General features: G+C 63.0%; 21 protein-coding genes. 10 read left to right on the forward strand and 11 right to left on the reverse strand.

Features of this window, described 5'->3' with window-relative positions:
• Positions 1 to 30 precede the first annotated feature (30 nt).
• A complete protein-coding gene (secA, locus tag PSTAB_RS15940) occupies positions 31 to 2,769 on the reverse strand; it encodes a preprotein translocase subunit SecA (RefSeq protein WP_041771980.1) in 2,739 nt (912 codons plus the stop codon).
• A 270-nt stretch (positions 2,770 to 3,039) separates the two neighbouring features.
• On the opposite strand from secA, the gene PSTAB_RS15945 reads away from it, so the two are divergent.
• The 4 genes from PSTAB_RS15945 to PSTAB_RS15960 all read left to right on the forward strand — a co-directional run bounded on the left by PSTAB_RS15945 (position 3,040) and on the right by PSTAB_RS15960 (position 4,800).
• On the forward strand, positions 3,040 to 3,495 hold the full coding sequence (locus PSTAB_RS15945; RefSeq protein WP_013983752.1) for a DciA family protein: 456 nt from the start codon (positions 3,040 to 3,042) through the stop codon (positions 3,493 to 3,495).
• Positions 3,496 to 3,614: 119 nt separating this feature from the next.
• Positions 3,615 to 4,079 (forward strand): hypothetical protein, encoded by a 465-nt coding sequence (locus PSTAB_RS15950; protein ID WP_013983753.1) that lies wholly within the window; start codon positions 3,615 to 3,617, stop codon positions 4,077 to 4,079.
• Between the two features lie 85 nt (positions 4,080 to 4,164).
• Positions 4,165 to 4,419 carry a YebG family protein gene (locus tag PSTAB_RS15955; RefSeq protein ID WP_013983754.1) on the forward strand — a complete coding sequence of 85 codons (255 nt, stop codon included), beginning with the start codon at positions 4,165 to 4,167 and terminating at the stop codon, positions 4,417 to 4,419.
• A 111-nt stretch (positions 4,420 to 4,530) separates the two neighbouring features.
• Entirely contained in the window at positions 4,531 to 4,800 is a 270-nt protein-coding gene (locus PSTAB_RS15960; RefSeq protein WP_013983755.1) for a DUF3509 domain-containing protein, read from the forward strand.
• A gap of 148 nt (positions 4,801 to 4,948) precedes the next feature.
• Here PSTAB_RS15960 and PSTAB_RS15965 read toward each other — a convergent pair whose 3' ends face one another.
• The 4 genes from PSTAB_RS15965 to PSTAB_RS15980 form a co-directional block, all read right to left on the reverse strand.
• Entirely contained in the window at positions 4,949 to 7,564 is a 2,616-nt protein-coding gene (locus PSTAB_RS15965) for a LuxR C-terminal-related transcriptional regulator (RefSeq protein ID WP_041771814.1), read from the reverse strand.
• Positions 7,565 to 7,822: 258 nt separating this feature from the next.
• The gene (locus PSTAB_RS15970; protein WP_013983757.1) at positions 7,823 to 9,184 is read right to left on the reverse strand and encodes a DUF1329 domain-containing protein; all 1,362 of its coding nucleotides are present in this window, start codon (positions 9,182 to 9,184) and stop codon (positions 7,823 to 7,825) included.
• A gap of 97 nt (positions 9,185 to 9,281) precedes the next feature.
• Positions 9,282 to 11,249: a DUF1302 domain-containing protein gene (locus tag PSTAB_RS15975; RefSeq protein ID WP_013983758.1), complete on the reverse strand. Its 1,968-nt coding sequence runs from the start codon at positions 11,247 to 11,249 to the stop codon at positions 9,282 to 9,284.
• A gap of 522 nt (positions 11,250 to 11,771) precedes the next feature.
• A complete protein-coding gene (locus tag PSTAB_RS15980) occupies positions 11,772 to 12,329 on the reverse strand; it encodes a hypoxanthine-guanine phosphoribosyltransferase (RefSeq protein WP_013983759.1) in 558 nt (185 codons plus the stop codon).
• A 258-nt stretch (positions 12,330 to 12,587) separates the two neighbouring features.
• Here PSTAB_RS15980 and upp point away from each other — a divergent pair, with 258 nt between their 5' ends.
• From upp to PSTAB_RS15995, 3 genes are all read left to right on the forward strand, one after another.
• A complete protein-coding gene (upp, locus tag PSTAB_RS15985; RefSeq protein ID WP_013983760.1) occupies positions 12,588 to 13,226 on the forward strand; it encodes a uracil phosphoribosyltransferase in 639 nt (212 codons plus the stop codon).
• Positions 13,227 to 13,228: 2 nt separating this feature from the next.
• Positions 13,229 to 14,488: a uracil-xanthine permease family protein gene (locus PSTAB_RS15990; protein WP_013983761.1), complete on the forward strand. Its 1,260-nt coding sequence runs from the start codon at positions 13,229 to 13,231 to the stop codon at positions 14,486 to 14,488.
• A 74-nt stretch (positions 14,489 to 14,562) separates the two neighbouring features.
• Positions 14,563 to 14,874 carry a YkgJ family cysteine cluster protein gene (locus tag PSTAB_RS15995; protein ID WP_013983762.1) on the forward strand — a complete coding sequence of 104 codons (312 nt, stop codon included), beginning with the start codon at positions 14,563 to 14,565 and terminating at the stop codon, positions 14,872 to 14,874.
• Positions 14,875 to 14,935: 61 nt separating this feature from the next.
• Here the strand turns inward: PSTAB_RS15995 and PSTAB_RS16000 are convergent, their stop codons facing one another.
• The 6 genes from PSTAB_RS16000 to hemA form a co-directional block, all read right to left on the reverse strand.
• The gene (locus PSTAB_RS16000; RefSeq protein ID WP_013983763.1) at positions 14,936 to 15,454 is read right to left on the reverse strand and encodes an acyloxyacyl hydrolase; all 519 of its coding nucleotides are present in this window, start codon (positions 15,452 to 15,454) and stop codon (positions 14,936 to 14,938) included.
• Between the two features lie 83 nt (positions 15,455 to 15,537).
• A complete protein-coding gene (gene murI, locus PSTAB_RS16005) occupies positions 15,538 to 16,332 on the reverse strand; it encodes a glutamate racemase (RefSeq protein WP_013983764.1) in 795 nt (264 codons plus the stop codon).
• A complete protein-coding gene (locus PSTAB_RS16010; RefSeq protein ID WP_013983765.1) occupies positions 16,325 to 17,080 on the reverse strand; it encodes a molybdopterin-synthase adenylyltransferase MoeB in 756 nt (251 codons plus the stop codon). The genes murI and PSTAB_RS16010 overlap by 8 nt, the downstream gene beginning before the upstream one ends.
• Before the next feature lie 24 nt (positions 17,081 to 17,104).
• Positions 17,105 to 17,932, reverse strand: a complete 828-nt coding sequence (gene prmC, locus PSTAB_RS16015) for a peptide chain release factor N(5)-glutamine methyltransferase (RefSeq protein WP_013983766.1) — start codon at positions 17,930 to 17,932, stop codon at positions 17,105 to 17,107.
• Between the two features lie 35 nt (positions 17,933 to 17,967).
• On the reverse strand, positions 17,968 to 19,050 hold the full coding sequence (gene prfA / locus PSTAB_RS16020; RefSeq protein WP_013983767.1) for a peptide chain release factor 1: 1,083 nt from the start codon (positions 19,048 to 19,050) through the stop codon (positions 17,968 to 17,970).
• Complete coding sequence (gene hemA / locus PSTAB_RS16025) at positions 19,047 to 20,315, reverse strand: glutamyl-tRNA reductase (protein WP_013983768.1); 1,269 nt, start codon at positions 20,313 to 20,315, stop codon at positions 19,047 to 19,049. The genes prfA and hemA overlap by 4 nt, the downstream gene beginning before the upstream one ends.
• Before the next feature lie 200 nt (positions 20,316 to 20,515).
• Here hemA and PSTAB_RS16030 point away from each other — a divergent pair, with 200 nt between their 5' ends.
• From PSTAB_RS16030 to ispE, 3 genes are read left to right on the forward strand one after another with little or no spacing between them, the layout of a single operon-like run.
• A complete protein-coding gene (locus tag PSTAB_RS16030; RefSeq protein ID WP_013983770.1) occupies positions 20,516 to 22,243 on the forward strand; it encodes a tetratricopeptide repeat protein in 1,728 nt (575 codons plus the stop codon).
• 3 nt (positions 22,244 to 22,246) lie between these two features.
• On the forward strand, positions 22,247 to 22,867 hold the full coding sequence (gene lolB / locus PSTAB_RS16035; RefSeq protein WP_013983771.1) for a lipoprotein insertase outer membrane protein LolB: 621 nt from the start codon (positions 22,247 to 22,249) through the stop codon (positions 22,865 to 22,867).
• Positions 22,868 to 23,728 carry a 4-(cytidine 5'-diphospho)-2-C-methyl-D-erythritol kinase gene (gene ispE / locus PSTAB_RS16040; RefSeq protein WP_013983772.1) on the forward strand — a complete coding sequence of 287 codons (861 nt, stop codon included), beginning with the start codon at positions 22,868 to 22,870 and terminating at the stop codon, positions 23,726 to 23,728.
• The last annotated feature ends 16 nt before the right edge of the window (positions 23,729 to 23,744 follow it).

The raw sequence follows: 23,744 nt of genomic DNA on the forward strand, positions 1-23,744 counted from the left end.
GCGGCGTGGATCAACGGGACAAGGTCGGGCTTATTGGACCTGTCCGTGGCAATGCTTGTACTTCTTGCCCGAGCCACATGGGCAGGGCTCGTTGCGACCGATCTTCGGCTCGGTGCGCACCGGCGCCACCGCGACGTCGGGCTGGCCGGCCACCTCGGGCTGTTCTTCGGGCTGATCCAGCGCGGACACCTCGGCGTGCTGGAACTGCATGCGCTTGGCCAGCTCCTCGGCCTCGCGACGCAGACGGGCCTCTTCTTCGGCCGGGTCTTCGCGGCGAACCTGCACGTGGGAAAGCACGCGGATGCTGTCGCGCTTGATGGATTTCAGCAGGTCCTGGAACAGTGCGAAGGACTCGCGCTTGTATTCCTGCTTCGGGTTCTTCTGCGCATAACCGCGCAGGTGAATGCCGTGGCGCAGATGGTCCATGGTCGACAGATGTTCTTTCCACAGGTCGTCCAGCACGCGCAGCACGATCTGCTTCTCGAAGGTGCGCAGCGCCTCGGGGCCGGCCAGCTCTTCCTTCTCCTGGTAGTCCGCCAGCAGCGCCTGCATGATTTTCTCGCGCAGGGTCTCTTCGTAGAGCTTCTCGTCCTCGTCGAGCCACTGCTGAATCGGCAGGCGCGCGCCGAAATCGCTGTACAGCACAGCCTCCAGACCGGGGATGTCCCACTGCTCGGGCAGCGACTGCGGCGGGATATGCGCGCTGATGGAGGCGTCCAGCACCTCCTGGCGGAACTCGGCAATGGTCTGGCCGATTTCGTCTGCCGCCAGCAGGCTGTTGCGCATGTGGTAGATCACCTTGCGCTGCTCGTTGGCCACGTCGTCGTATTCGAGCAGCTGCTTGCGCATGTCGAAGTTGCGGCCTTCGACCTTGCGCTGCGCCTTCTCGATGGCATTGGTGACCATGCGGTGCTCGATGGCCTCGCCGGACTCCATACCCAGCGCCTTCATGAAGTTCTTCACCCGGTCGGAGGCGAAGATGCGCATCAGGCTGTCTTCCAGCGACAGGTAGAAACGGCTGGAGCCTGGGTCCCCCTGGCGTCCGGCCCGGCCACGCAGCTGGTTGTCGATACGCCGCGACTCGTGACGCTCGGATGCGATCACGTGCAGACCGCCCGCCTCCAGCACCTGTTGGTGGCGCTTCTGCCAGTCGGCCTTGATCTGCGCGACCTGCTCTTCGGTCGGATTCTCCAGTGCCGCGACTTCCACTTCCCAGTTGCCACCGAGCAGGATGTCGGTACCACGACCCGCCATGTTGGTGGCGATGGTCACCGCACCCGGGCGACCGGCCTGGGCGATGATTTCGGCTTCCTTGTCATGGTGTTTGGCGTTGAGCACTTTGTGTTCGATGCCTTCCTGCTCCAGCAGACGCGACACGTACTCGGACGTCTCGATGGTCGCGGTGCCGACCAGTACGGGGCGGCCCTGTTCGCGGCATTCCTTGATATCGGCGATGATCGCGGCGAACTTCTCTTCCTGGGTCAGGTAGACCAGGTCATTGAAGTCCTTGCGCGCCAGCGGCTTGTTGGTCGGGATGACCACCACGGGCAGATTGTAGATCTGCTGGAATTCGAAGGCTTCGGTATCGGCCGTGCCGGTCATGCCGGCGAGTTTCTTGTAGAGGCGGAAGTAGTTCTGGAAGGTGGTGGAAGCGAGGGTCTGGCTTTCCGGCTGGATCTGCAGCCCTTCCTTGGCCTCGATGGCCTGGTGCAGCCCTTCCGAGAGCCGGCGCCCCGGCATGGTCCGGCCGGTGTGCTCGTCGATCAGCAGCACCTGGTTGTTCTGCACGATGTATTCGACGTTGCGGTGGAACAGCTTGTGGGCACGTAGCCCGGCGTACACGTGGGTCAGCAGGCCGAGATTGTGCGCCGAGTAGAGGCTCTCGCCTTCGGCCAGCAGGCCGGCTGCGGTGAGCAGCTCTTCGATGTACTGATGGCCTTGCTCGTTCAGTTCGACCTGACGGGTCTTCTCGTCGATGCTGAAGTGCCCTTCCTGGGTAACGACGCCTTCTTCTTCCTCGATGTGCTGCTTGAGGCGAGGAATCAGCTGGTTGATCTGCTGATAGAGCTTGGAGCTGTCTTCGGCCTGGCCAGAGATGATCAGCGGGGTACGTGCTTCGTCGATCAGGATGGAGTCGACTTCGTCGATGACCGCGAAGTTGAGTTCGCGCTGGTTCTTTTCCTGGAGGCTGAACGCCATGTTGTCGCGCAGGTAGTCGAAGCCGAACTCGTTGTTGGTGCCGTAAGTGATATCGGCGGCATAGGCGGCGCGCTTTTCTTCCGGCGGCTGGAACGGCGTGACGATACCGACGGTGAGGCCGAGAAACTCATACAGCGGGCGCATCCAGTTGGCGTCGCGGCGGGCCAGGTAGTCGTTGACGGTGACCACGTGTACACCCTTGCCGGCCAGTGCGTTGAGGTACACCGCCAGGGTTGCCACCAGCGTCTTGCCTTCACCGGTGCGCATTTCGGCGATACGCCCTTCGTGCAGGGTCATGCCGCCGATCAGCTGCACGTCGAAGTGGCGCATGCCCATGACGCGCTTGCCGGCTTCACGGCAGACGGCGAATGCTTCGGGGAGGATCTGGTCGAGGGTTTCGCCTTTCTCGAGACGGGCCTTGAACTCTTCGGTCTTGCTGCGCAGTTGCTCGTCGGAGAGCGACAGCATCTGCTCTTCGAGTGCATTGACGGCTTGCACCGCCTTGAGCATGCGTTTGACTTCACGCTCATTCTTGCTTCCAAAGAGTTTCTTCAATAAAGGCGCAAACATATCGACAAAGACGTCCATGCTGGGGATGGAGGCACGTCCGTGAGGTCACGGCAACGTGCAAAGGGGCCATTCTACTCGGAAACGGCACTGAGGAAAGGTGCCTGACTGCGCAGCACGGCGACCCGCCAATGGCGCTGGCAGGCGACCGTTCGCCGCTCAACATGGGGCTCGTGACGCCTCATTTCAACCACACGCCTCCCGTACTGGCCGGCTTCGGCCGTGCGGCCTTCTGTTACCATGAATGCCGTCATCACGGATCTTCCGACCATCATGGCCTTTCGCCCATCACCGGCCCGCGCACCCGCCTCACTGTTGCGCGAAGCAAAGCCGCTCAGAGCCATGTTCGGTGAGGCGCTGCGACTCGAGCGTCTGCAGCGGTTGCTGGAAAGCCAACTGCAGCCGGCTGCGCGCGAACATTGTCGGGTGGCATCCTGGCGTGAAGGCTGTCTGCTGCTGATCGTCACCGATGGCCATTGGGCCACGCGCTTGCGTTACCAGCAGCGCCGCCTTCAGCGCCAGCTGGAAGCCATGGATGAGTTTGCCGGACTGCTACGCATCCAGTTCAAGGTGCAGCCACCGCCACCACCGAGACACAAGCCCGCCGCTACGCCCCCACTGTCGAGAAACGCGGCAGACAGCATTCAGGCCGCCGCTCAGGGCATTCGTGATCCGGGACTGCGGGCCGCACTCGAGCGCCTGGCCAGCCGCGGCAAAACCAGCGACTGACATCCTGCTACAAATGCGCGCCGCGTCCTTGCGCAGCCTCGGCCGGCACGGGTTAGCATGGGCCCGTCAATGCGGAGGTGTTCCATGTCGCTAAGCCGTTTGTTCGCAGGAGCGCGCTCATGCTGATCGGCGCCCTGCTCATCCTCACCTGGCTGGTACTGCTGATCCGCTACCCGCTGAGGGCCGTGCCGATCTCGCTGGGGGCCGTGCTCGGCCTCGCACTCGTCGCCGGCTGGGTGCTCTGGCAGGAACATCGTGAGGAACAACTGCTGGCGCGCCTCGAGATTCGGCTGAGCCACGACCCGCAGCGCTGTCCGGGCGCTCAGCCGCTGCATGTGCAACTGGTCAACCACACGGACAGGAAGCTGCAGAGCCTGCAATGGGAAGTGGCCGCCTATTCCCCGGGCTCACGCACAAACCTTGCACGCCGTGCCTACGATGCTCCCACCTACCAGGGGCCCGGCGATCTGCAACCTGGCGCCCGTTGGGAATCCTGCCTGCCCCTGCCGCTGCTGCGCAGCGGATATCGCGCCGCGACCTTGGAGTTTCATGCCGAGCGGCTGCAAGGACATTTCGTTCGCTGAAGCAACGGCACACTACCAATCTTCGCCGCACCCGCTTATGCTGTATAAATAAACAGTATCAATCTGCCAATAACCGAGGTGGTAAATGGCCGTCGAAGTGGTGTACCGCAGCAGTCGGGACCTGGAGCGTTTGTTCATGGATAAAGCCGAAGCCGATCGTCATGACAAAATGCTGGAGCTGGCCGAGACGCTAGCCACGGTTTTGCAGCAGGCTTCGCCATCGCTCAGCGAGCAGCAGGCCGAGGACATCGGCATCTATATGGCCAAGCATCGAGAGCTATTCGCCAAGGCGTTCAAGAGCAGCCCGGAAGCGCTGGCCGAGCTGAGCAGCCAGGCGTAACGCCAAGGAGCATTGCGGCGTTTTGCAGCAGTCAGGACACGCTGCGCCCGGGAAACTTGTCATTGCCTTACCGGGTCCATTGCTGGCAACCCCCTATACAGGTACTTAGGCATGACGAGTCCATTCCAGAAGATCAGTGATGTGTTTCGTCCCCGCTACAACGTCAACTTCAGCATCGAGAAGCCGGACGGCAGCATCCTGCTGACCCTGACCGGCGCCGAAGGCGTCGCGGTGAAGCGCTTCATCAGTGCGGAGCAGTGGCGCGATCAGCAACAGCTGCAACGCCTGATCACCAGCCTGCAGGTCAGCCTCGCCATCGAACGCGGCGAGCAGATGCCGCCACGCGCACTTCACGGAGATTTGCAGCCCGCCCTGCTGTAGCGGCTTCAGCCTGACTGCCTGCAGGTTGCCGCGTTTCCCCGATCGTCCTCCAAACAACAACAAGAACTCTCTCCCGCTGCCGATCAACGTATCCGCAGCGTATCGTTGCGCCTGGCGTCTGACCCAGGCGCAACGGTGTTCCCCGGCATCAGAGCCAGGCAAGCGCCTTGGCCTTGGCCACCGCCTGAGTCCTGCGCGCGACCCCCAGCTTGGTGTTGATCCGCCGCGCATGGGTCTTGACCGTATGCAGCGAGATGAATAACTGCTCGGCGATCTCCTGGTTCGAACAGCCCTGAGCGATCAGGCGCAAGACAGTGAGCTCGCGATTGCTGAGAACGGTTTCCTCCGTCGCGACCTGAGTAGTCTCCGGCTCGCGCTCGTATCTCAACAGACGCTGCCGCAGCGATTCCCCCTTCACCGCAGGCAGCACCCGCGCCAGCCACTGAGGTTGGCGGTGCGCCAGTTCGTACAGCGGCTTGACCAGATGCTGCCGAGCCGCCTCTCCCAGCGCCAGACGCACCTCGGCCTCCGCTTCCACCGCCTGGCCATCGACGTGCAAGGCCTCAGCCAGGCTGAAACGGCACTCGCACGCAAGTCCGAGGCGCTGCGCAGCGAGGTTCTGCTCGATCTGTTCACGTAACGCGGCAATCGCTTTCGCCGGCTGCCCGTCCAGGATATCGATCACAGCCAGATAGCGGCGCACCCTCGGCAGCAATTCGTAGAAGCCGGACGGCGACAGATAACCGCGACCTTCGTAGAGTTCCAACACCTGGCAGAGTGCACTGCGAGCCTTGCGCAATTCCCCCTGATGTAGCCAGGCCACTCCGTTTATCAGCGGCAGGATGCCGCGGAAACGCGCCTCAGGGACATGGCGCCACTGTGACAGCCGCTCGGCGTCGCGCAGCCAGTGATAAGCGCAGGCGAACTCCTGATTGCGCGCCGCCAGCTCGGCAAGCCCGACGTAGCCGAAGAAACAGTAGGAGTCGCCGCAGGTTTCGGTCTCGGCCTTGCCCAGCTGGTAGGCCTCCTGCGCGGGGTCGTCGAGCCCCTGATAGGCCAATAGGTGGCCCTGCAACAGCTGCAGCCGTCCGATCAACGGGCTATGTCGAACCGACTCGCGCAGGGCCTGCAGTGCCTCGTTCAGCACCCCGACTGCCCGCTCGAACTCGCCGGTCAGCTCCAGCAACTGGATTCGGTCGACGCTGAGCATTACCTCATAGAGCACACTGCCCTTGAGCCGTGCGAGCTTCATGCCCTCGCTGTTGTAGTGCTGGGCAAGCTCCAGCTCGCCTTCGGCCATGGCTTGCTGCGTCAGAACCTGCAAACAGAGGACGCGTTGCGCCCAGGCGTGGTCGGAGAGCACTTCCAGCGCCTGCAGGCAGTGCTGTCGCGCCTCGGGCTCGCCGCGCAGACGCGCCAGAAAGCCCCGTAGCGCCTGCCACTGCGCCAGCAGCTGCGCCTGCCGACGCGCGTCGGGCTGAGGGAAGAACTTGGCGAGCTCGGCCAGGCAGTCATCCACCTCGTCGAGTCGCGCCGAAATGATCAACGCCCAGCCCTGTAACACGATCAATCGCGTAGTACTGGCGAACAGGTCTTGGGGTAGCTCGCTTCGCCATTTGAGGAAGCGCGACACGTTGTCGCCGATCAGCAACTGTTCCTGGCCGTACCGCTGCAGGTAATTGGCCGCCACTTCCGGCTGCCCGGCCCACAAGGCATGCTCCACTGCTTCGCGCATCTCGCCGCGACTGGCGAACCACTGACAGGCACGCAGATGCGCCTGAGTCGGCGCCGCATTTTCCGCGGAGCGCTGCAGCATCAGGGCCAGGGGCTTCCACAACCTGAACCACTCTCCACAGTTGTCGATCTGCCTGATGAAGAGCTGGCGTGTCTTGAGAACATCGAGGATCTCGCGACCCACACCGTCGAGGACGTGATCGCACAGTTCTGCGGAGAAACGCGGCATGCGCGCCAGGGCCAACAGCGCGCGCCGCACCTCGTCGCTCAACCCCGCCATCACTTCCCGCTGCACGTAATCCCTGAGCAGCGGTGTGCCGGCCAGCAGCCGCTCGCGCAGGGCGTGTTCGTCGGCGTTCAGCAGCATCAGGCAGACGCCGGCTGGCCAGCCCTCCAGGACGCGCTGCAGCTGCTGGAAGCTCTCTGGGGAAAGGGCCATACGATGGACCTTGAGCACCTGTTCAAGCTCATCGGCCGTGAATGCCAGCGCTTCGGCCTCAAGTTCGAACAGGTGCCCCTGCAAGAGCAACCGGGGCAGTTTCCACGCCGGCTGACGCCGACTGGTGACCCACCAGCTGACCGTGGACGGCCCCATGTCCAGTAGAAGATCGAGGCAATCATCGAGTTCGGGACTGGAGTCCCGCGGGTAGTCGTCGAGCATGATCCAGACGGGCTGGCGGATACGACGCAGCAAAGCCAGCAAGTCGTTTTCAGAACCGCCGCCTGCGGGCTCCGCCAAGGCAGCACCGAGCTGCTCATGCAGCGCTTCCACCGTGCAGGCTCGTCCACCAAGGTCCAGCCAGACCAACCGCGTGTCCGCCGGCACCTGCCGAGCGCACTCGCTCATCAGCACGGTCTTGCCGAATCCTGCCGGAGCGCAGATCAAGCGCAGCCGGCAGTCGCTGTCGAGCAGCGCCTGCGTCAATCGAGGCCGCCGGACGTGCAGCGGAGGCAGACGGGGAATGGACGGGAATTGCCCTGCGGGACTTGCCTCTGCACTGAGCGCATCAGGAATGAAGCGTACGGACATGGCAACGGTTCTCTTGTTCTGATCAATCCATTGAAACACAGCGCAGTGCGTGCCAGGCGTTACGCTCGGTTATCACGGCCGTCAGTCGAAACGCCATCCCTGTCATTGCATGCGGCCGCAACGTTGGTTAGCAGGTCCAGCCGGCGCGATAGCGTTCTGACACTGGAACTCTTAATCGGAAATTATCATCCGCTGGATGGAAGCAAAAAAAAAGGCGGCCAATCCGGCCGCCTTATTCACAAGCCAAATATCAGACGATCAACGTACCCCGGCATTACGCAGGGCGGCCGGCGTGAAGTCACGGGCAGAGGCACGATAGCCATACTCATGAGGCTTCTCCTCGTTGCTCATGCCGATCGCGATATAGCGGCCGGAAATGATGTCGTACAGCGCCTCGAATGCGTAGGCCGGAACCTTGTGCTGGTAGTACTGCAGCGAATGGGCTTCACCTACGCGCCAGAGCTGTCCACGGCCGTCGTAGAGCTCAGACTGAACGATGGTCCAGCTGTCCTCGTCGACGAAGAAGCGACGCTTGGCATAGATGTTCCGCTCGCCGCTCTTGAGCGTGGCCTCGATCTCCCAGACGCGGTGCAGCTCATAGCGCGCCAGATCCTGATTGACGTGACCAGCCTTGATGATCTGGTCGTACTTCAGGTCGCTGGAGGCGATCTCATAGCTGTTGTAAGGGATGTACAGCTCTTTCTTGCCGATCAGTTTCCAGTCGTAGCGATCCGGGGCGCCACTGAACATGTCGAAGTTGTCGGTGGTGCGCATACCGTCGGATGCGGTACCCGGGCCGTCATACGCGACCTGCGGAGCGCGGCGAACGCGACGCTGCCCGGCGTTGTAGATCCAGGCCTGACGCGGCTCCTTCACCTGATCCAGCGAGTCATGCACCAGCAGCACGTTACCAGCCAGTCGCGACGGTGCTGTCACGCGCTGTTTGAAGAACAGCAAAGCGTTCTTGGCGCGTTCCGGATCCAGGTCCGTCATGCCCAGCGGGAAGGCAACCTCGTCCTCGAAGTGGACCATTGTGTAGCTGCCGTTGGTTTGCGGAGTCGCCTGAACGATGTTGCGTCGCACATTGCCGCCGTGATAGCGGGTGATGTGGTTCCAAATCACCTCCAAGCCGTTCTTCGGAATCGGGAAGGCGTAATAGCGGCTGTCGGTGAAGTTGGCGAGACCATTGCCACCTTCGACGAGCTCGGTATTCAGCGCGCTTTTCTTGGCGGCCTCATAGATCTCGTCCGGGACCGCTACGGAGCGGTGAGTCGGAAAGACACGGATTTTGTAGGTTTCCGGGTAGCGCTTGAACATGGCCATCTGACCTGCGGTCAGCTTGTCCTTGTACTGCTCGGCGTTCTGCGCGGTGATCACGAACTTGGGTTGTTCGTCCTTGAAGGGGTTGGTCAGATGACCATTCTTGAGCGGCGCGGCATCGGTTTTCAGGCCACCGGTCCACTCCGGAATGGTGCCGTCTGCGTTACCAGCCTTCTCCGCACCCAGCGGCGTGAGGGACGTTCCGAGCTTGGCGGCTTCTTCGGGGGAAACCGCGGCCATCACACTGCTGGCGAGCAGAGAGAAGGCCAAGACACTGAATAGCTTTCTTGTTGTTTTCATACGATTCCAGTTCCTCTTGATCTTGTTTACCGGAGGCCTTGCTTATCGTCGTAGTCCGGCCGACCTTCCTCATCGGCCGGACACAGCGCGGGTCTCCTTAGAAGTTCACGCCCACGCTGAACGCGAGGAAGTCGCGATCAACCAGCGTGTTGTAGTCGCCGCCGAAGAAGTCGGTGTAGGACAGGCTGGCGGTGTACATGTTCTGGTACTCGGCATCCAGACCAATGCTGACCGCCTTGGAGCCTTCGTTGAACAGACCGTTCGGGCCATAGCCATCGACGTCGTGAGAGAACGACAGGTTGGGCTTGAAGTTGATGCCAGCAATGGCATTGGGGTATTCCAGTATGCCGCGCGCACGATAACCCCAAGAATTGGCAGTGGTGAAACCATGATCACCATAACGCGCCAGAGAGGTTTCATCCGGGTCCACGGCACTTCCAGTGATGCCGTAAATCGGATCGCGCCCATAACGGTTCTTGTTCTTGCCTTCAAGGCCGCCGACATGAGCAAAACCAACCTCGCCTACCAGCGTTAGGCGCGAAGCCCCCAGAACCTGATCGAAAAAGTGAGTGAACGTGGTCTGAATCTGGGTGATTTCCTTGCGGTCATACCCTTGTTGAATGGCGCCTGGCGCCGACCCGCCCGTCACCACGTTGGCCAGAGCCAGGGTCATCTGCTGGGTGTTGATCTGCACCGGAGCGTTCGGACGATAGCTGAGCTCGCCCTGCCAGGCAGTGCCGGTGGGTAGTACGGTGGAGAAGCTCAGGCCGTAGAGACGAATATCCTCAGGATAGTCCATGAAGTAACGACCGTTGCCGACCGCCACTGCTGCAGCTGCGAGAGCTTGGGCTTGGGCACCCAATGCGGCGTTGTAGCCCGCCGCCCCCGGATTACCATTGCCTCCCATTCCCCAATAGTTGCCCGTCCCCAACCAGTTAGCCGCCCCACCGGCCATGCTCGCACCCAAAGCGTTATAGATGCTCTGCATGGCCCCCGGAATACCCGCCAGCGCTGCCGCATCCGCATTCTGCATGCTGAGGAAGGGCGTACGGCTGTGGTAGTTCATGAAGTAGGCGCCGTATTCGGTATTGTCACCCTGCCAGCGCAGTGCCAGCCCCCACTGGCCATCGTCGCGAGCCGTGTTGTTCTTGCCGCGACGAACCAGCATGCCCTCCTGGCTATAGCTCAGACCCACGTCAGATGTACTGACAGGAGCCAGCTCCACAGGCAGCACCGCGGACGCTGCATTCAGGGCGTCTACTCCACCCAGCAAACCGATCAACTCGCTGTTGAGAATATGGTAGTTGTCGTTACAGCCATTGGCCGCCACATCAGCCGAGGAGAAGAAGGTGCCACAGTTATCAACAATGGTCTGATCCCATTCCAGCTGATAGAAAGTCTCCATGCTCAGCCGGTCCGTGAGGCTTTGGGAGACGTACAGCATATTGACCGGAATCAGGCCTTCCTTGATTTCCGCACCAGGACGACGGAAAGCGGCGGCATCGAGGGGGTTGATGGAGTTGATCGAGTTACCGATGAAGGTGCTCTCACCCCAGCTCACCACTTGGCGACCGACCCGCACCGTACCCGGCAGATCGCTGATGGAGTAGTTGTGGTAGAGGAAGGCGTCGAGGATCTCGGCACCGGAGGATTGCGCGGCTTCCTTGCGACCGCTGTCGCTGATCTCCTTATGCAGGCGGCTTTCGTCCTTCAGTTCAAAGTCGTACCAGTATTTACCACGAACGAAGGCACCACTGTCGCGGTAGCGCAATTCAAGGTCATGCACACCTTTGAAAATCTTGGAAAAGGTCTCGCCACGCTTGAAGTTCAGCCGACCATCGTCTCCGGTCTGAGTGTAGCCAGTGCCGCCGTTGGCTTCGCCGACCAAGTCCATGTCGGGCTTGTCCATCGCCCAACTGGCCCCTACAGACATGGACGAATCGAACTGACCTTCTATTTCCCCGATGTTGAAACTGACGGCATAAGCAGGTGCAGCAGTGCCCAGCGCAACGGCGAGAGCTAGAGACTTCGGCTGGAAGATTCCTTGCCTTGTTGTTTTTGTCATGAGGCGCTCCTGGTTGGTTCGAAGTGCGTCAACCCTACCCAGACGCCGAAGGGGGGTTAAGCGCACTAAGGTTTGATTTAGCTTGTAATCCTTTAGTGTTATTAGCCTTCCCAGCAGTGGCTTTCAGCGCGATTACCTCAGGCCATGCGTACAAGGGACGTTGAGAGCTTAGCCGCGAATGCACAGGCCGCAAACCCCGTCGCAGAGCCTTTGCCGCGCTCAGCTTGAAGAAATGCCGGCCAGTTATCCTAAAGTTCAATTCATGGGAGCGATACCTCGCTCCAAACCACGCGCATGCCACTACCCGGGCGCGTGTATCCGCGTGCTTAGAGCGAGGCGCGAGGACCGACGAGTACCGCTGAATAGCGCGGATCAGCGTTACCTTTGGTGCACTGGTGGGGGGAAACGAAACAGAAAGCAGGCACTACGCCAGCGCGGCGAGCTTGTAACACAGCCGCGATATCAGGCGCACCCATTGCGGGCGCGCCCTCGTACAAGGCAAGACGTCGCGCTAAGGGACGTTTACAGGCCTTTTACCGCATAGATTCCGGCGGCGTTGCGCCAGTAGCCCTTGTAGTCCATGCCGTAACCAAAGATGTAGCGGTCGATACAGCTGAGGCCAACGTAGTCCGCCTTCAGATCCGGGCGCGCCTTGCGCTGGTGGTCCTTGTCGATCAGTACCGCGGTATGCACGGCGGCAGCCCCGGCATGACGGCAGAAATCGATGATTGCGCCCAGCGTGTGCCCCTCATCCAGGATGTCATCGATGATCAGCACGTCGCGATCGATGAAGGAAATCTCGGGCTTGGCCTTCCAGAACAGCTCACCACCGCTGGTCTCGTTGCGGTAACGGGTCGCATGCAGGTAGGACAGCTCGAGAGGGAAGTTCAGCTTCGGCACCAGCTTGCCGGAGAAGATCAGCCCGCCGTTCATGACGCAGAACACCACCGGGTTGCGCTCGGCCAGTTCAGCGTTGATGGTTTCGGCAACCTTGGCGATAGCCGCTTCGACTTGTTCCTCGGTGTACAGGCAGTCTGCCTCGGCCATGACTTGGCGGATATGTGCGAGATCGACGGACATGAAGCGATTCCCCAGAGAATTTAGTTGGGAGCACCAGCCGGGGCTGGCAGCTCGTGCGGTTGAATCGCCGTAATGCCAGGCGAACCCGGACAGCGAAAAACCTGACCGAACAGCCCGGTTTTGGCCGTTCGCGAAAGGGCGGGGAAGATACCCACCCTCGCCGCGCGCAGCAAGTCCGCCGGCCGGATGACGCACGAATAGCCGCTGACCCGGCGATGCTTTAATCTAAGCCGGTTTATTTGCCCGCCGGAGCCCACAATGCCCATTCGAGAGATCCGCCACCCGCTGATCCGCCACAAGCTCGGTCTGATGCGCCGTGCAGACATCAGCACCAAGAACTTCCGTGAACTGGCGCAGGAAGTGGGATCGATCCTCACTTATGAAGCGACCTCGGACCTGCCGCTGGAACACTACAGCATCGATGGCTGGTGCGGCCCCGTTCAGGTGGAAAAGATCTCCGGCAAGAAGATTACCGTAGTACCGATTCTGCGTGCCGGCATCGGCATGCTCGATGGCGTCCTCAGCCTGATTCCCGGCGCCAAGGTCAGCGCGGTCGGCATTGCCCGCAACGAAGAAACGCTGCAGGCGCAGACCTATCTGGAAAAGTTGGTCCCGGAAATCGAACAGCGCCTGGCGATCATCATCGATCCAATGCTTGCCACCGGCGGCTCAATGGTTGCGACCATCGACATGCTGAAAAAAGCGGGCTGCAAGGAGATTCGCGCGCTGGTCCTGGTCGCCGCACCGGAAGGCATCGCCGCCGTGGAGAAGGCGCATCCTGATGTGCTGATCTTCACCGCATCCATCGATCAGCGCCTGGACGAGCATGGCTACATCGTCCCGGGTCTGGGCGATGCCGGTGACAAGATTTTCGGCACCAAGCAGAAGGACATCTGAGCATGTCGCATCCCGAGGAGCCGGTAGGCCGGCAGGTACTGGCCGGCGCGCAAATGCTGTTCGTCGCCTTCGGCGCGCTGGTGCTGATGCCACTGATCACCGGCATGGACCCCAACGTAGCTCTGTTCACCGCAGGTCTCGGCACGCTCCTGTTCCAGCTGATCACCAAGCGCCAGGTACCGGTGTTCCTTGCATCGAGCTTCGCCTTCATCGCCCCGATCATCGCCGCCAAGGGTGAGTTCGGGCTGCCGGCCGTAATGGGTGGCGTGGTGGCGGCCGGGCTCGTGTACATGGTGCTCGGCTTCGCCGTGCGCCTGAAAGGGCCGGGCTTCATCGACCGCTTGCTGCCACCGGTGGTCATCGCTCCGGTGATCATTTCCATCGGCCTGGCGCTGTCGCCAGTGGCTGTGAACATGGCCATGGGCAAGGCCGGCGACGGCAGTGCTCAACTCATCCCGTACCACACGGCGATGTTCATCTCCATGCCGGCGCTGATCACCACGCTGCTGGTAGCGGTATTGGGCAAGGGTCTGTTCCGTCTGGTGCCGATTCTCGCTGGCGTCGCTGTGGGCTACGGCCTGTCCTTTGCCTTCGGCGTGGTCGACACCAGCGGCATCGCCGCGGCGCCCTGGCTGGCGATGCCCAACTTCATCACGCCGGAGTTCAACATCGGCGCCATTCTGTTCATGGTCCCCGTAGCCCTGGCTCCGGCGATCGAGCACATCGGCGGCGTGGTCGCCATCGGCAGCGTGACCGGCAACAACTATGTGAAGAAGCCGGGCCTGCATCGCACGCTGCTCGGTGACGGCGTGGCGACGTCCGCGGCCGGCCTGTTCGGTGGGCCGCCGAACACGACCTACGCCGAAGTGACGGGCGCGGTGATGCTGACCAAGAACTACAATCCGAAGATCATGACCTGGGCGGCGATATTCGCCATCGCGCTGGCCTTCATCGGCAAGTTCGGCGCCGGCTTGCTGAGCATTCCGGTACCGGTCATGGGCGGCATTCTCTGCCTGCTGTTCGGCTCGATCGCGGTGGTCGGCCTGAGCACGCTGATCCGACATCAGGTCGACCTATCCGAAGCACGCAACCTGATCATCGTCTCGGTGACGCTGGTGTTCGGCATCGGCGGCATGGCGATCGGCTACGGCGAGTTCACCCTGTCCGGCATCTCGCTGTGCGCGATCATCGCGCTACTGCTCAACCTGGTGCTGCCCGGTGGCGAGGGGTGGCGCAACAAGCAGCTGAACGAAGAAGCCTGAAACAAACGGCCCCAGCGTCCGCTGGGGCCGTCCTTCGCCCCGCCTGAGTCGCCCACATCGGCTAGACTGCCGCCATGACCGACGCGACCATTGCCCACCGACAACTCGAAGACCCCATCGTCAGCTGCTCCACCTGCGCGGCGTGCTGCTGCCGTCTCGAAGTCATGCTGTTCGGCGATACCGGCGTACCGCCGCGATTCATCGACAGAGACAGCTGGGGCGGCGAAGTGATGCGTAGGCTGGATGACGGCTGGTGCGCGGCGCTCGACCGGGACAGCATGCGCTGCACCATCTACGCGCAGCGGCCGCTGATCTGCCGGGAGTTCGAATTGGGTTCGCAGGATTGCCGCGAAGAGCGCAAGGGCAGCGCCACGGCGTATGGCTGAGACTGCGTGAGCAGGCGCACTGCAGGGCCGGCGAAAGCCCTGCAGGAGGGTGCGTTATCGCTTAGAACGCCACCCGGTAATGCAGGGCGTAGCTCTCGATGCCGTCGTTCGGCTTCTTGATGCCCGCGTTGGAATAGTGGATCGCGCGCACGCCGACTTCATGGCCGCCGGCGAAGCGCAGACCCGCACCGATGCGGTCTTCGAACTGGAACGACGACCCCAGACGGTTGCCCTCCACCTCGGTGTTCTCGAATGCCGCCACGCCGATGCCGGCCTCGACATAAGGCTTGACCGACTGACCGGCGAACTCGTAGACGAAGACCGGAGCCAGCGAAATGCTGTGATTGCTGGTGGACTCGTCGCCCTCCCAGTAGGTGTAACCCGCATCCCAATACCCGGTCAGTCGCCCGACGCTGGTCTGGAACCAGCTCCTGTTGAAGTCGAATTGCGCACCCAGGCGATAGGTCATGGTCGACTCGTCGGTCTGGCCGACCGCAACGGTGAAGTCCACAGCGTGAGCAGCCGCCATCTGCCCGACCGAGAGTGCCGCTACTGCAGCCAGGGTAAACAGTTTTTTCATGGGAACTTCCTTATAAAAACACTGCGTTTGTTTGGTTAATTATCGCCAGCATCAATTGAGAAACTCCGCCGCGGCGGGAGTTCCTACCGGGAGAACAACTCGACCTCTGCATGTTCTCCCCAAAGTGTAGGCAACACGCCGGACATTCGCTGCGGATCGCCGCTGCAATAAAACCGCTGACTGGCCTCGCCGCTGCTCAGCAGATGGCGTTCGGCCAGCAGTTCGTGCAAGTGTCGCGCGACGGCCGCCCCGGTATCAATCAGACGGACGTCGCCGGGCAGCAACTGCGCCAACAGTGGTCGAATGAACGGGTAATGGGTGCAGCCCAGGATCAGGGTATCGCAGCCCTGCGCCAGCAATGGCCCGACCCACCCTTCGAGCATGGCCCGTGTCTCGTCGCTGGCGAGATCGCCTGCCTCGATACGCTCGACAAGCCCCGGGCAGGGCTGAGTGATAACGCGCACGTCGCCGGCGAAGCGATCTAGCAACGCAGCGAACCTGGCGCTTTTCAGCGTACCGGTGGTGGCCAGCACGCCTACCACGCCACTGCGGGTGGCCGCGGCGGCGGGCTTTACCGCCGGCTCCATGCCGATGATGGGCAAATCCGGGTACAGCTCGCGCAGCTCGGTCACACCCGCCGCCGTCGCGGTGTTGCAGGCCAGCACCAGCGCCTTCGCGCCCTGCTCGACGAAAAATGCCGCGATGATGCGGCAGCGCTCGCGGATGTACTCCGGACTCTTCTCGCCATAGGGCACATGAGCGCTGTCGGCCAGATACAGCAGCGATTCGTGCGGAAGGCGCCGGCGAATCTCACGCAGCACCGAAAGCCCGCCGACGCCGGAATCGAATACGCCGACGGGGGCGTTGCAATCACTCATCGGTCGAGCCACACACCGCGCAATGCGGATCGCGCTTGACGCGCAACTCGCGAAAACGACTGGACAGCGCATCGATCAACAGCAGACGGCCGATCAACGGCTCGCCGAATCCGGCCAGCAACTTGAGCGCCTCCAGCGCCTGCAGGCTGCCGACCATGCCCACCAGCGGACCGACCACGCCCGCCTCGCTGCAGGTCAGCTCGGCCTCGCTGCCATGCCCGTATAGGCAGTGATAGCAGGGACTGGTTTCCAGCCGCGGATCGAACACGGAGAGCTGTCCCTCGAGACGAATCGCCGCACCGCTGACCAGGGGCTTTCGGGCCTTCACGCAGGCTGCATTGACCGCCTCGCGGATGGCGAAATTGTCCGTGCAGTCGAGCACCAGATCGACCTGGGCGACCACTGCATCCAGCGAGTCGGCATCCAGCCCGCTGCGATAAGGAATCAGGCGCACATGCGGGTTCAATGCTTCCAGCCGGGCCATGGCCGAATCCACCTTGTGCAGCCCCAGGGAGCGGCTGTCATGCGCAATCTGGCGCTGCAGGTTGGTCAGGTCCAGCGTGTCGAAGTCGGCCAGATGCAGTTCGCCAACCCCTGCAGCCGCGAGATACAGCGCCACCGGCGAGCCGAGCCCGCCGAGGCCGACGATCAGCGCCCGGCTCTGCTTGAGGCGCAGCTGCCCCTCGATATCGACCTGCTTGAGCAGGATCTGCCGGCTGTAACGCAGCAGTTCTTCGTCACTCAGCATCGAGCACCTCGCGTAACAGAAAGGTCATGGCTGCCGCCCGAGACTGACGCGCTCGTGGCCGCTCAGGTCGCGGCGGCTTTCGCACGCCTCGAAGCCGTGCGCCGCCATCAGTGAACGCACCGCCGGCGCCTGATCGAAGCCGTGCTCCAGCAGCAGCCAGCCGCCCGCGGTCAGATGGGCGGGAGCCTGGGCGATGATCGTACGGATGTCGTCCAGCCCGTCCACCCCGGCCACCAGCGCACTCTGCGGCTCGAAGCGCACGTCGCCCTGTTGCAGATGCGGATCGCTGGCAGGGATGTACGGCGGGTTGCTGACGATCAACTGGAAGCGCTCCCCAGTCACCTCGGCGAACCAGTCGCTGCGTGCGAAGTGGGCGTTGCCCAGTCCGAGGCGCAGGCGATTGCGTTCGGCGAGCGCGACCGCGGCCTCGATGCGGTCGACACCGCTGACCTGCCACTGCGGCCGTTCAGCCGCCAGCGCCAGCGCGATCGCACCGGTTCCGGTGCCCAGGTCGAGTACCCGGGCCGGCGTTGCCGGAAGCAGCTGCAGAGCGGTTTCCACCAGCAGCTCGGTGTCCGGACGAGGAATCAGGGTATCCGGCGCGACCTCCAGCTCCAGGCTCCAGAAGCCCTGGCGGCCGAGGATATAGGCAACCGGCTCGCCGCGCCGACGGCGGGCCAGATCAGCCGCGAAGCGCTCGGCAAGGTCGCCCGGCACCTCACGCTCGGGCCAGGTGCGCAGGTAGCTGGTGGACTTGCCAAGGGCGGCAGCGAGCAACCACTCGGCATCCAGCCTGGCGCTCGGCGAATCCGGCAGATCGGCACTGTGCAGCAGGGACTCGATGGTAGGCATGGGATGCTCGTGGAAACGCCGCAAGGCGGCAAGGATCAGTCGCCCAGCGCGGCCAGCTGGTCGGCCTGGTATTCCTGCAGCAGCGGCTCGATGACCTGCTCCACGGCGCCGCCGATCACTTCGTTGAGCGAATACAGTGTCAGGTTGACCCGATGGTCGGTGACGCGGCCCTGAGGGAAATTGTAGGTACGGATGCGCTCGGAACGATCACCGGACCCGACCAGCAGCTTGCGCGTCTCGGATATTTCCTTGTGCGCCGCGGCATCCTGGCGGTCCTGCAACTTTGCCGCCAGCCAGGCCAAGGCCTTGGCGCGGTTCTTGTGCTGGGAACGCTCTTCCTGACACTCGACGACGATCCCGGTCGGCAGGTGGGTGATGCGAATCGCCGAATCGGTCTTGTTGACGTGCTGGCCGCCGGCGCCCGAGGAGCGGTAGGTGTCGATGCGCAGGTCGGCCGGATTGATTTCCACGGCCGCCTGCTCGTCCGGCTCCGGCAGGACCGCCACGGTGCACGCCGAGGTATGGATACGCCCTTGCGACTCAGTTTCCGGCACGCGCTGCACACGATGCGCGCCGGACTCGAACTTGAGCTTGGCGTAGACGTTGTCGCCCTCGACGCGGGAAATCACTTCCTTGTAACCGCCGTGCTCGCCCTCGCTCTCGGAAAGGATCTCCACGCGCCAGCCCTGTTTCTCGGCGTAGCGCGAATACATGCGGAACAGGTCGCCGGCGAAGATCGCCGCCTCGTCGCCGCCGGTACCGGCGCGGATTTCCAGGAACACGTTGCGCCCGTCGTTCGGGTCCTTGGGCAGCAACATGCGCTGCAGATTGGCTTCCAGGGTTTCGAGCTGCGCCTTGGCCTCGGCCACTTCCTCCTCGGCCATCTCGCGCATGTCGGGATCGCTGTCCTTGAGCAGCGCCTGGGCGCCTTCGAGGTCCTGCTGGACCTTGCACAGCTGGCGATAGGCGACGATCACCGGCTCGACGTCGGCGTATTCGCGCGAATAGGCGCGGAAGCGGTTCTGGTCACTGATGACCTCGGCATCGCCGAGCAGCGCGGTGAGCTCTTCGAAACGGTCCTGCAGGATGTCCAGCTTGTTCAGCAGCGAAGCTTTCATGTCTTTTCCGTGCCCTCGTGCAGGGCGAAGAGTTCCTGGGCCATGCTCAGCGCCTCGACGCGGCCCTCGGCGGAGAGTTTTTTCAGCTGCACGCTGGGGGCATGCAGCAGCTTGTTGGTCAGCCCCCGGGCGAGCTGAGCGAGGACGTCCTCGGCGCTGGCGCCATTGGCCAGCAGACGCTGGGCCTTGCTCAGCTCATCGTCGCGAATCCGCTCGGCATGCTGCCGATAGGCCTTGAGCACATCCACTGCGGCCAGCTCGCGCAGGCGCTGCATGAAATCCTCGGTACCGGCGGCGACCAGCTCCTCGGCGGCCTGGGCAGCACCCTGACGGCTCTTGAGGTTTTCCGCGACCACCTCGTGCAGGTCGTCGACGGTGTAGAGATAGACATCATCCAGCTCGCCGACCTGTGGCTCGATGTCCCGCGGCACGGCAATATCGACCATGAACATCGGCTTGTGCTTGCGCCGCTTCAGCGCCTGCTCCACCGCACCCTTGCCGAGGATCGGCAGCTGGCTGGCGGTGGAGCTGATGACGATGTCGCTGTTGTGCAGCTCTTCCGGGATGTCGGCGAGCAGGATCGCCTGCGCTCCCAGCTCCGCCGCCAGGGCGCTGGCGCGCTCGAGGGTACGGTTGGCGACGACGATCTTCTTCACGCCCTGCTCGTGCAGGTGACGCGCCACCAGGGTGATGGTTTCGCCGGCGCCGATCAGCAGCGCCTGGCTGCGCTGCAGGTTGCTGAAGATTTGCCGTGCCAGGCTGACCGCGGCGAAGGCCACGGACACCGGGTTCTCGCCGATGGCCGTGTCGGTCCGCACGGTCTTGGCCGTGCTGAAGGTGGCCTGGAACAGTCGCCCGAGCAGCGGGCCGATACTGCCGGCCTCGCGGGCGACCGCGTAGGCAGACTTCATCTGCCCGAGAATCTGCGGCTCGCCCAGCACCAGCGAGTCGAGCCCGGAGGCGACGCGCATCATGTGACGCACGGCCTGGTCGTCGACGTGTACATAGGCACAAGCCTTAAGTTCGTCGAGGCTGAGGCGGTGATAGTTGGCCAGCCAGGCCAATACCGCGTCGGCTTCCAGCTGATCCTGCTGCAGATAGAGCTCGCTGCGATTGCAGGTCGAAAGGATCGCGGCCTCGCGAGTTGGCGTGACGCGACACAGCTGGCGCAAGGCCTCGACCATCTGATCCGGCGTGAAGGCTACGCGCTCGCGGACGTCCACCGAAGCGGTCTTGTGATTGATGCCAAGCGCGAGGAAAGCCATGCAGAATCGCTGATTCGATAACGGAGCGCGCAATTCTCCTACTTCGCCAGATGGAGAACAACCATTGCCCTCGATTGTCGGATTCGATTGGTACGGCCGAATGCCGGCCAAACCGGCCTGCGCGCCCCATGGGGCCATGGGCTTGCCCTGCGGCTTGTGTCATCATGCCGCGACCGCACACCAGCCGTACATTTCCCTCTATGAATAGACTCGCCGCACTTGCCGCCCTGCTGATTCTCGGCGGCTGCCAGACCTTCACCCAGCAAGCGCCGGAAAGCGGCCCGCCGGTCGAGGACGCTGCGCCGGAGGCTGCCGCCAGCGAGGTCACCGAGTACGGCTCGTTCACCCGTCAGTCCCTCTATGCACTGCTGGTCGCGGAACTCGCCGGCCAGCGCAACCGCTTCGATATCGCCCTGGGCAACTATGTGCAGCAGGCACATGCGACGCAGGATGCCGGTGTCGCCGAGCGCGGCTTTCGCATCGCCGAATACCTCGGCGCCGACCAGGCTGCGCTGGACACGTCGCTGATCTGGGCACGCAATGCACCGGAGAACCTCGACGCCCAGCGCGCCGCCGCCGTGCAGTTGGCGCGCGCCGGGCGCTACGAGGAATCCATGGAGTTCATGGAAAAGGTCCTGCAGGGCCAGGGCGACACGCACTTCGACTTCCTCGCGCTGTCGGCTTCGGAAACCGATCCGGACACCCGCGCCGGCCTGCTGCAGAGCTTCGACAAGCTGCTGGCCAGGCACCCGGACAATCCGCAGCTGTCCTTTGGCAAGGCCGTACTTCTGCAACAGGACGATCGCAGCGAGGAAGCGCTCGCCCTGCTGCAGAAGCAGCCGGCCAAGCAGCGGCAGATCCCCTCCATCCTGCTCGAGGCGCGCCTGCTGCATAGCCTGCAACGCAGCGACGAGGCCCTCACACTGCTGGAGAAAAGCCTGCGGCAGCATCCCGAGGACAAGCGCCTGCGCCTGACCTATGCGCGCCTGCTGGTCGAACAGGAACGCCTGGAAGACGCCATGGGCGAGTTCGCCACCCTGGTTCAGCAGTACCCCGCCGACGATGACCTGCGCTTCTCCATGGCCCTGGTCTGCATGGAGGCCGAAGCCTGGCGCGAAGCCACCGTCTACCTCGAGGAGCTGGTCGAGCGCGGCAGCCATGTCGATGCTGCCCACTTCAACCTTGGCCGCGCCTATCAGGCCATGGGGCGGAATGCCAAGGCACTGTCCGCACTGGCGCAGGTTGGCCCAGGCAACGAGTTCCTCCCGGCGAAGCTGCTGCAGAGCCAACTGCTGTATTCCGCCAACCGCGACGAGGAAGCCTCCGCGGTGCTGGCCGACGCCCGTCAGCAGCAACCCGACTATGCCATCCAGCTGTATCTCATCGAGATCGAAGCCCTCTCCGAGCACGACCGCACCGAGCAGGCCTGGAGCCTGGTCGAGCAGGCGCTCGACGAATTTCCCGACGACCTCAACCTGCTGTATACCCGCGCCATGCTTGCCGAGAAGCGCGGCGACCTGGGCCAACTGGAACGTGACCTGCGCTTCATCATCGAGCGTGAGCCGGACAATGCCATGGCGCTCAATGCCCTCGGCTACACCCTCGCCGACCGCACCGATCGCCATCAGGAAGCACTGCAGCTGATCGAACAGGCCTACCAGCTCAACCCCGATGACCCGGCAATTCTCGACAGCCTCGGCTGGGTCAATTTCCGTCTGGGCAACCTCAGCGAAGCCGAGGCCCTGCTGCGCAAGGCCCTGCAGCGCTTCCCCGACCACGAAGTGGCGGCGCACCTGGGCGAGGTACTCTGGACCAAGGGTGAACGCAGCGAGGCCCGCGCGGTCTGGTCGAAGGCACTCAAACTACAACCCGACAGCCAGATCCTGCGCGAAACGCTCAAGCGGCTGACCGGATCGGAGAAGCCCTGAGCCATGACCCTGCTGAAAAAACTCGTCGCCCCCTGCCTGGCCCTGCTGCTCGCCGGCTGTGCCGGCATGGGCCCGCGCGAATCGGTCGAAGGCCCCGGCAACGCGGCGGCCTGGAAGGAGCACCGCAGCCAGGTCGAGACCCTCGACGGCTGGCAGATCAGCGGCAAGATCGGCATCCGAGCGCCGCAGGAATCGGGCAGCGGCACGCTGTTCTGGCTGCAGCGCCAGGAGTATTTCGATATTCGCCTGTCCGGCCCGCTTGGCCGCGGCGCCACCCGACTGACCGGCCGACCGGACGCCGTTTCACTGGAAGTGGCCGGCCAAGGCCGCTTCGAAGCGGATTCGCCGGAAGCGCTGGTAGAGGCTCAGCTCGGCTGGCAATTACCGGTATCGCACCTGCTGTGGTGGGTTCGCGGCCTGCCCGCACCGGACAGCCGCAGCCGCCTGAGCCTAGACAGCGACAGCCGCCTGGCGCGCCTGGAGCAGGACGGCTGGCAGGTGAACTACCTGGCCTACGCCGAGCACAACGGCTTCACCCTGCCCGAGCGCATCCGTCTGGAAGGTCATGACCTGCAGATCACCCTGGTGGTCAAAGACTGGCAACCGCGCCAGCTGGGCCGCTGAATGCAGATGCTGACCCTGCCGGCGCCGGCCAAGCTCAATCTGATGCTGCACATCACAGGGCGTCGTGCCGATGGCTATCACGAGCTGCAGACCCTGTTCCAGTTCCTCGATTACGGTGACGAACTGGTCTTGCGTCCGCGAGAGGACGGGCAGATCCGCCTGCTCACCGAATTGCCAGGCGTCGACCACGACAGCAACCTGATCGTCCGTGCCGCACGCCTGCTGCAGCGCGAAAGCGGCTGTGCGCTGGGCGCCGACATCCAGCTGACCAAGCGCCTGCCCATGGGCGGCGGAATCGGCGGCGGCAGCTCGGATGCCGCCACCACCCTGGTCGGCCTCGACCATCTGTGGAATACCAGACTTGGCGAAGATCACCTGGCCGAACTGGGCCTGAACCTCGGGGCCGATGTACCGGTGTTCGTTCGCGGTCGCGCGGCCTTCGCCGAAGGGGTCGGAGAGCGCCTGCAACCAGTCGATCTCCCCGAGCCCTGGTTCCTCGTCATAGCGCCGCAAGTCTCTGTTAGTACAGCGGAAATATTTGCCGACCCGGAGTTGACACGTAATACCCCGGCCATTACAGTTCGCAGCCTTCTTGCAGGGGGCGGTCATAACGACTGTCAGCCGGTGGTCGAGAAGCGTTATCCCGAAGTTCGTAACGCTTTGAGCTTGTTGAACAAATTCGTTCAGGCAAGGATGACCGGCACTGGAGCTTGTGTGTTTGGGAGCTTCCCAAACGAGGGCGAGGCTGATAAAGTCCGCCGCCAACTTCCAGCCACTTTGCCGAGTTTCGTGGCCCGCGGCCGCAACGTCTCGATGTTGCACCGAAGCCTGGAACGGATGGCACAGGAAGCGAGTGCGTAGCACAAGGGTTGTACGA

The sequence above is a fragment of the Stutzerimonas stutzeri genome, from assembly GCF_000219605.1.
GTDB lineage: Bacteria > Pseudomonadota > Gammaproteobacteria > Pseudomonadales > Pseudomonadaceae > Stutzerimonas > Stutzerimonas stutzeri.

Coding starts and splice junctions, on each gene's coding strand:
- secA (WP_041771980.1), bottom strand. CDS start 2,769: ATGTTTGCGCCTTTATTGAAGAAACTCTTTGGAAGCAAGAATGAGCGT.
- PSTAB_RS15945 (WP_013983752.1), top strand. CDS start 3,040: ATGGCCTTTCGCCCATCACCGGCCCGCGCACCCGCCTCACTGTTGCGC.
- PSTAB_RS15950 (WP_013983753.1), top strand. CDS start 3,615: ATGCTGATCGGCGCCCTGCTCATCCTCACCTGGCTGGTACTGCTGATC.
- PSTAB_RS15955 (WP_013983754.1), top strand. CDS start 4,165: ATGGCCGTCGAAGTGGTGTACCGCAGCAGTCGGGACCTGGAGCGTTTG.
- PSTAB_RS15960 (WP_013983755.1), top strand. CDS start 4,531: ATGACGAGTCCATTCCAGAAGATCAGTGATGTGTTTCGTCCCCGCTAC.
- PSTAB_RS15965 (WP_041771814.1), bottom strand. CDS start 7,564: ATGTCCGTACGCTTCATTCCTGATGCGCTCAGTGCAGAGGCAAGTCCC.
- PSTAB_RS15970 (WP_013983757.1), bottom strand. CDS start 9,184: ATGAAAACAACAAGAAAGCTATTCAGTGTCTTGGCCTTCTCTCTGCTC.
- PSTAB_RS15975 (WP_013983758.1), bottom strand. CDS start 11,249: ATGACAAAAACAACAAGGCAAGGAATCTTCCAGCCGAAGTCTCTAGCT.
- PSTAB_RS15980 (WP_013983759.1), bottom strand. CDS start 12,329: ATGTCCGTCGATCTCGCACATATCCGCCAAGTCATGGCCGAGGCAGAC.
- upp (WP_013983760.1), top strand. CDS start 12,588: ATGCCCATTCGAGAGATCCGCCACCCGCTGATCCGCCACAAGCTCGGT.
- PSTAB_RS15990 (WP_013983761.1), top strand. CDS start 13,229: ATGTCGCATCCCGAGGAGCCGGTAGGCCGGCAGGTACTGGCCGGCGCG.
- PSTAB_RS15995 (WP_013983762.1), top strand. CDS start 14,563: ATGACCGACGCGACCATTGCCCACCGACAACTCGAAGACCCCATCGTC.
- PSTAB_RS16000 (WP_013983763.1), bottom strand. CDS start 15,454: ATGAAAAAACTGTTTACCCTGGCTGCAGTAGCGGCACTCTCGGTCGGG.
- murI (WP_013983764.1), bottom strand. CDS start 16,332: ATGAGTGATTGCAACGCCCCCGTCGGCGTATTCGATTCCGGCGTCGGC.
- PSTAB_RS16010 (WP_013983765.1), bottom strand. CDS start 17,080: ATGCTGAGTGACGAAGAACTGCTGCGTTACAGCCGGCAGATCCTGCTC.
- prmC (WP_013983766.1), bottom strand. CDS start 17,932: ATGCCTACCATCGAGTCCCTGCTGCACAGTGCCGATCTGCCGGATTCG.
- prfA (WP_013983767.1), bottom strand. CDS start 19,050: ATGAAAGCTTCGCTGCTGAACAAGCTGGACATCCTGCAGGACCGTTTC.
- hemA (WP_013983768.1), bottom strand. CDS start 20,315: ATGGCTTTCCTCGCGCTTGGCATCAATCACAAGACCGCTTCGGTGGAC.
- PSTAB_RS16030 (WP_013983770.1), top strand. CDS start 20,516: ATGAATAGACTCGCCGCACTTGCCGCCCTGCTGATTCTCGGCGGCTGC.
- lolB (WP_013983771.1), top strand. CDS start 22,247: ATGACCCTGCTGAAAAAACTCGTCGCCCCCTGCCTGGCCCTGCTGCTC.
- ispE (WP_013983772.1), top strand. CDS start 22,868: ATGCAGATGCTGACCCTGCCGGCGCCGGCCAAGCTCAATCTGATGCTG.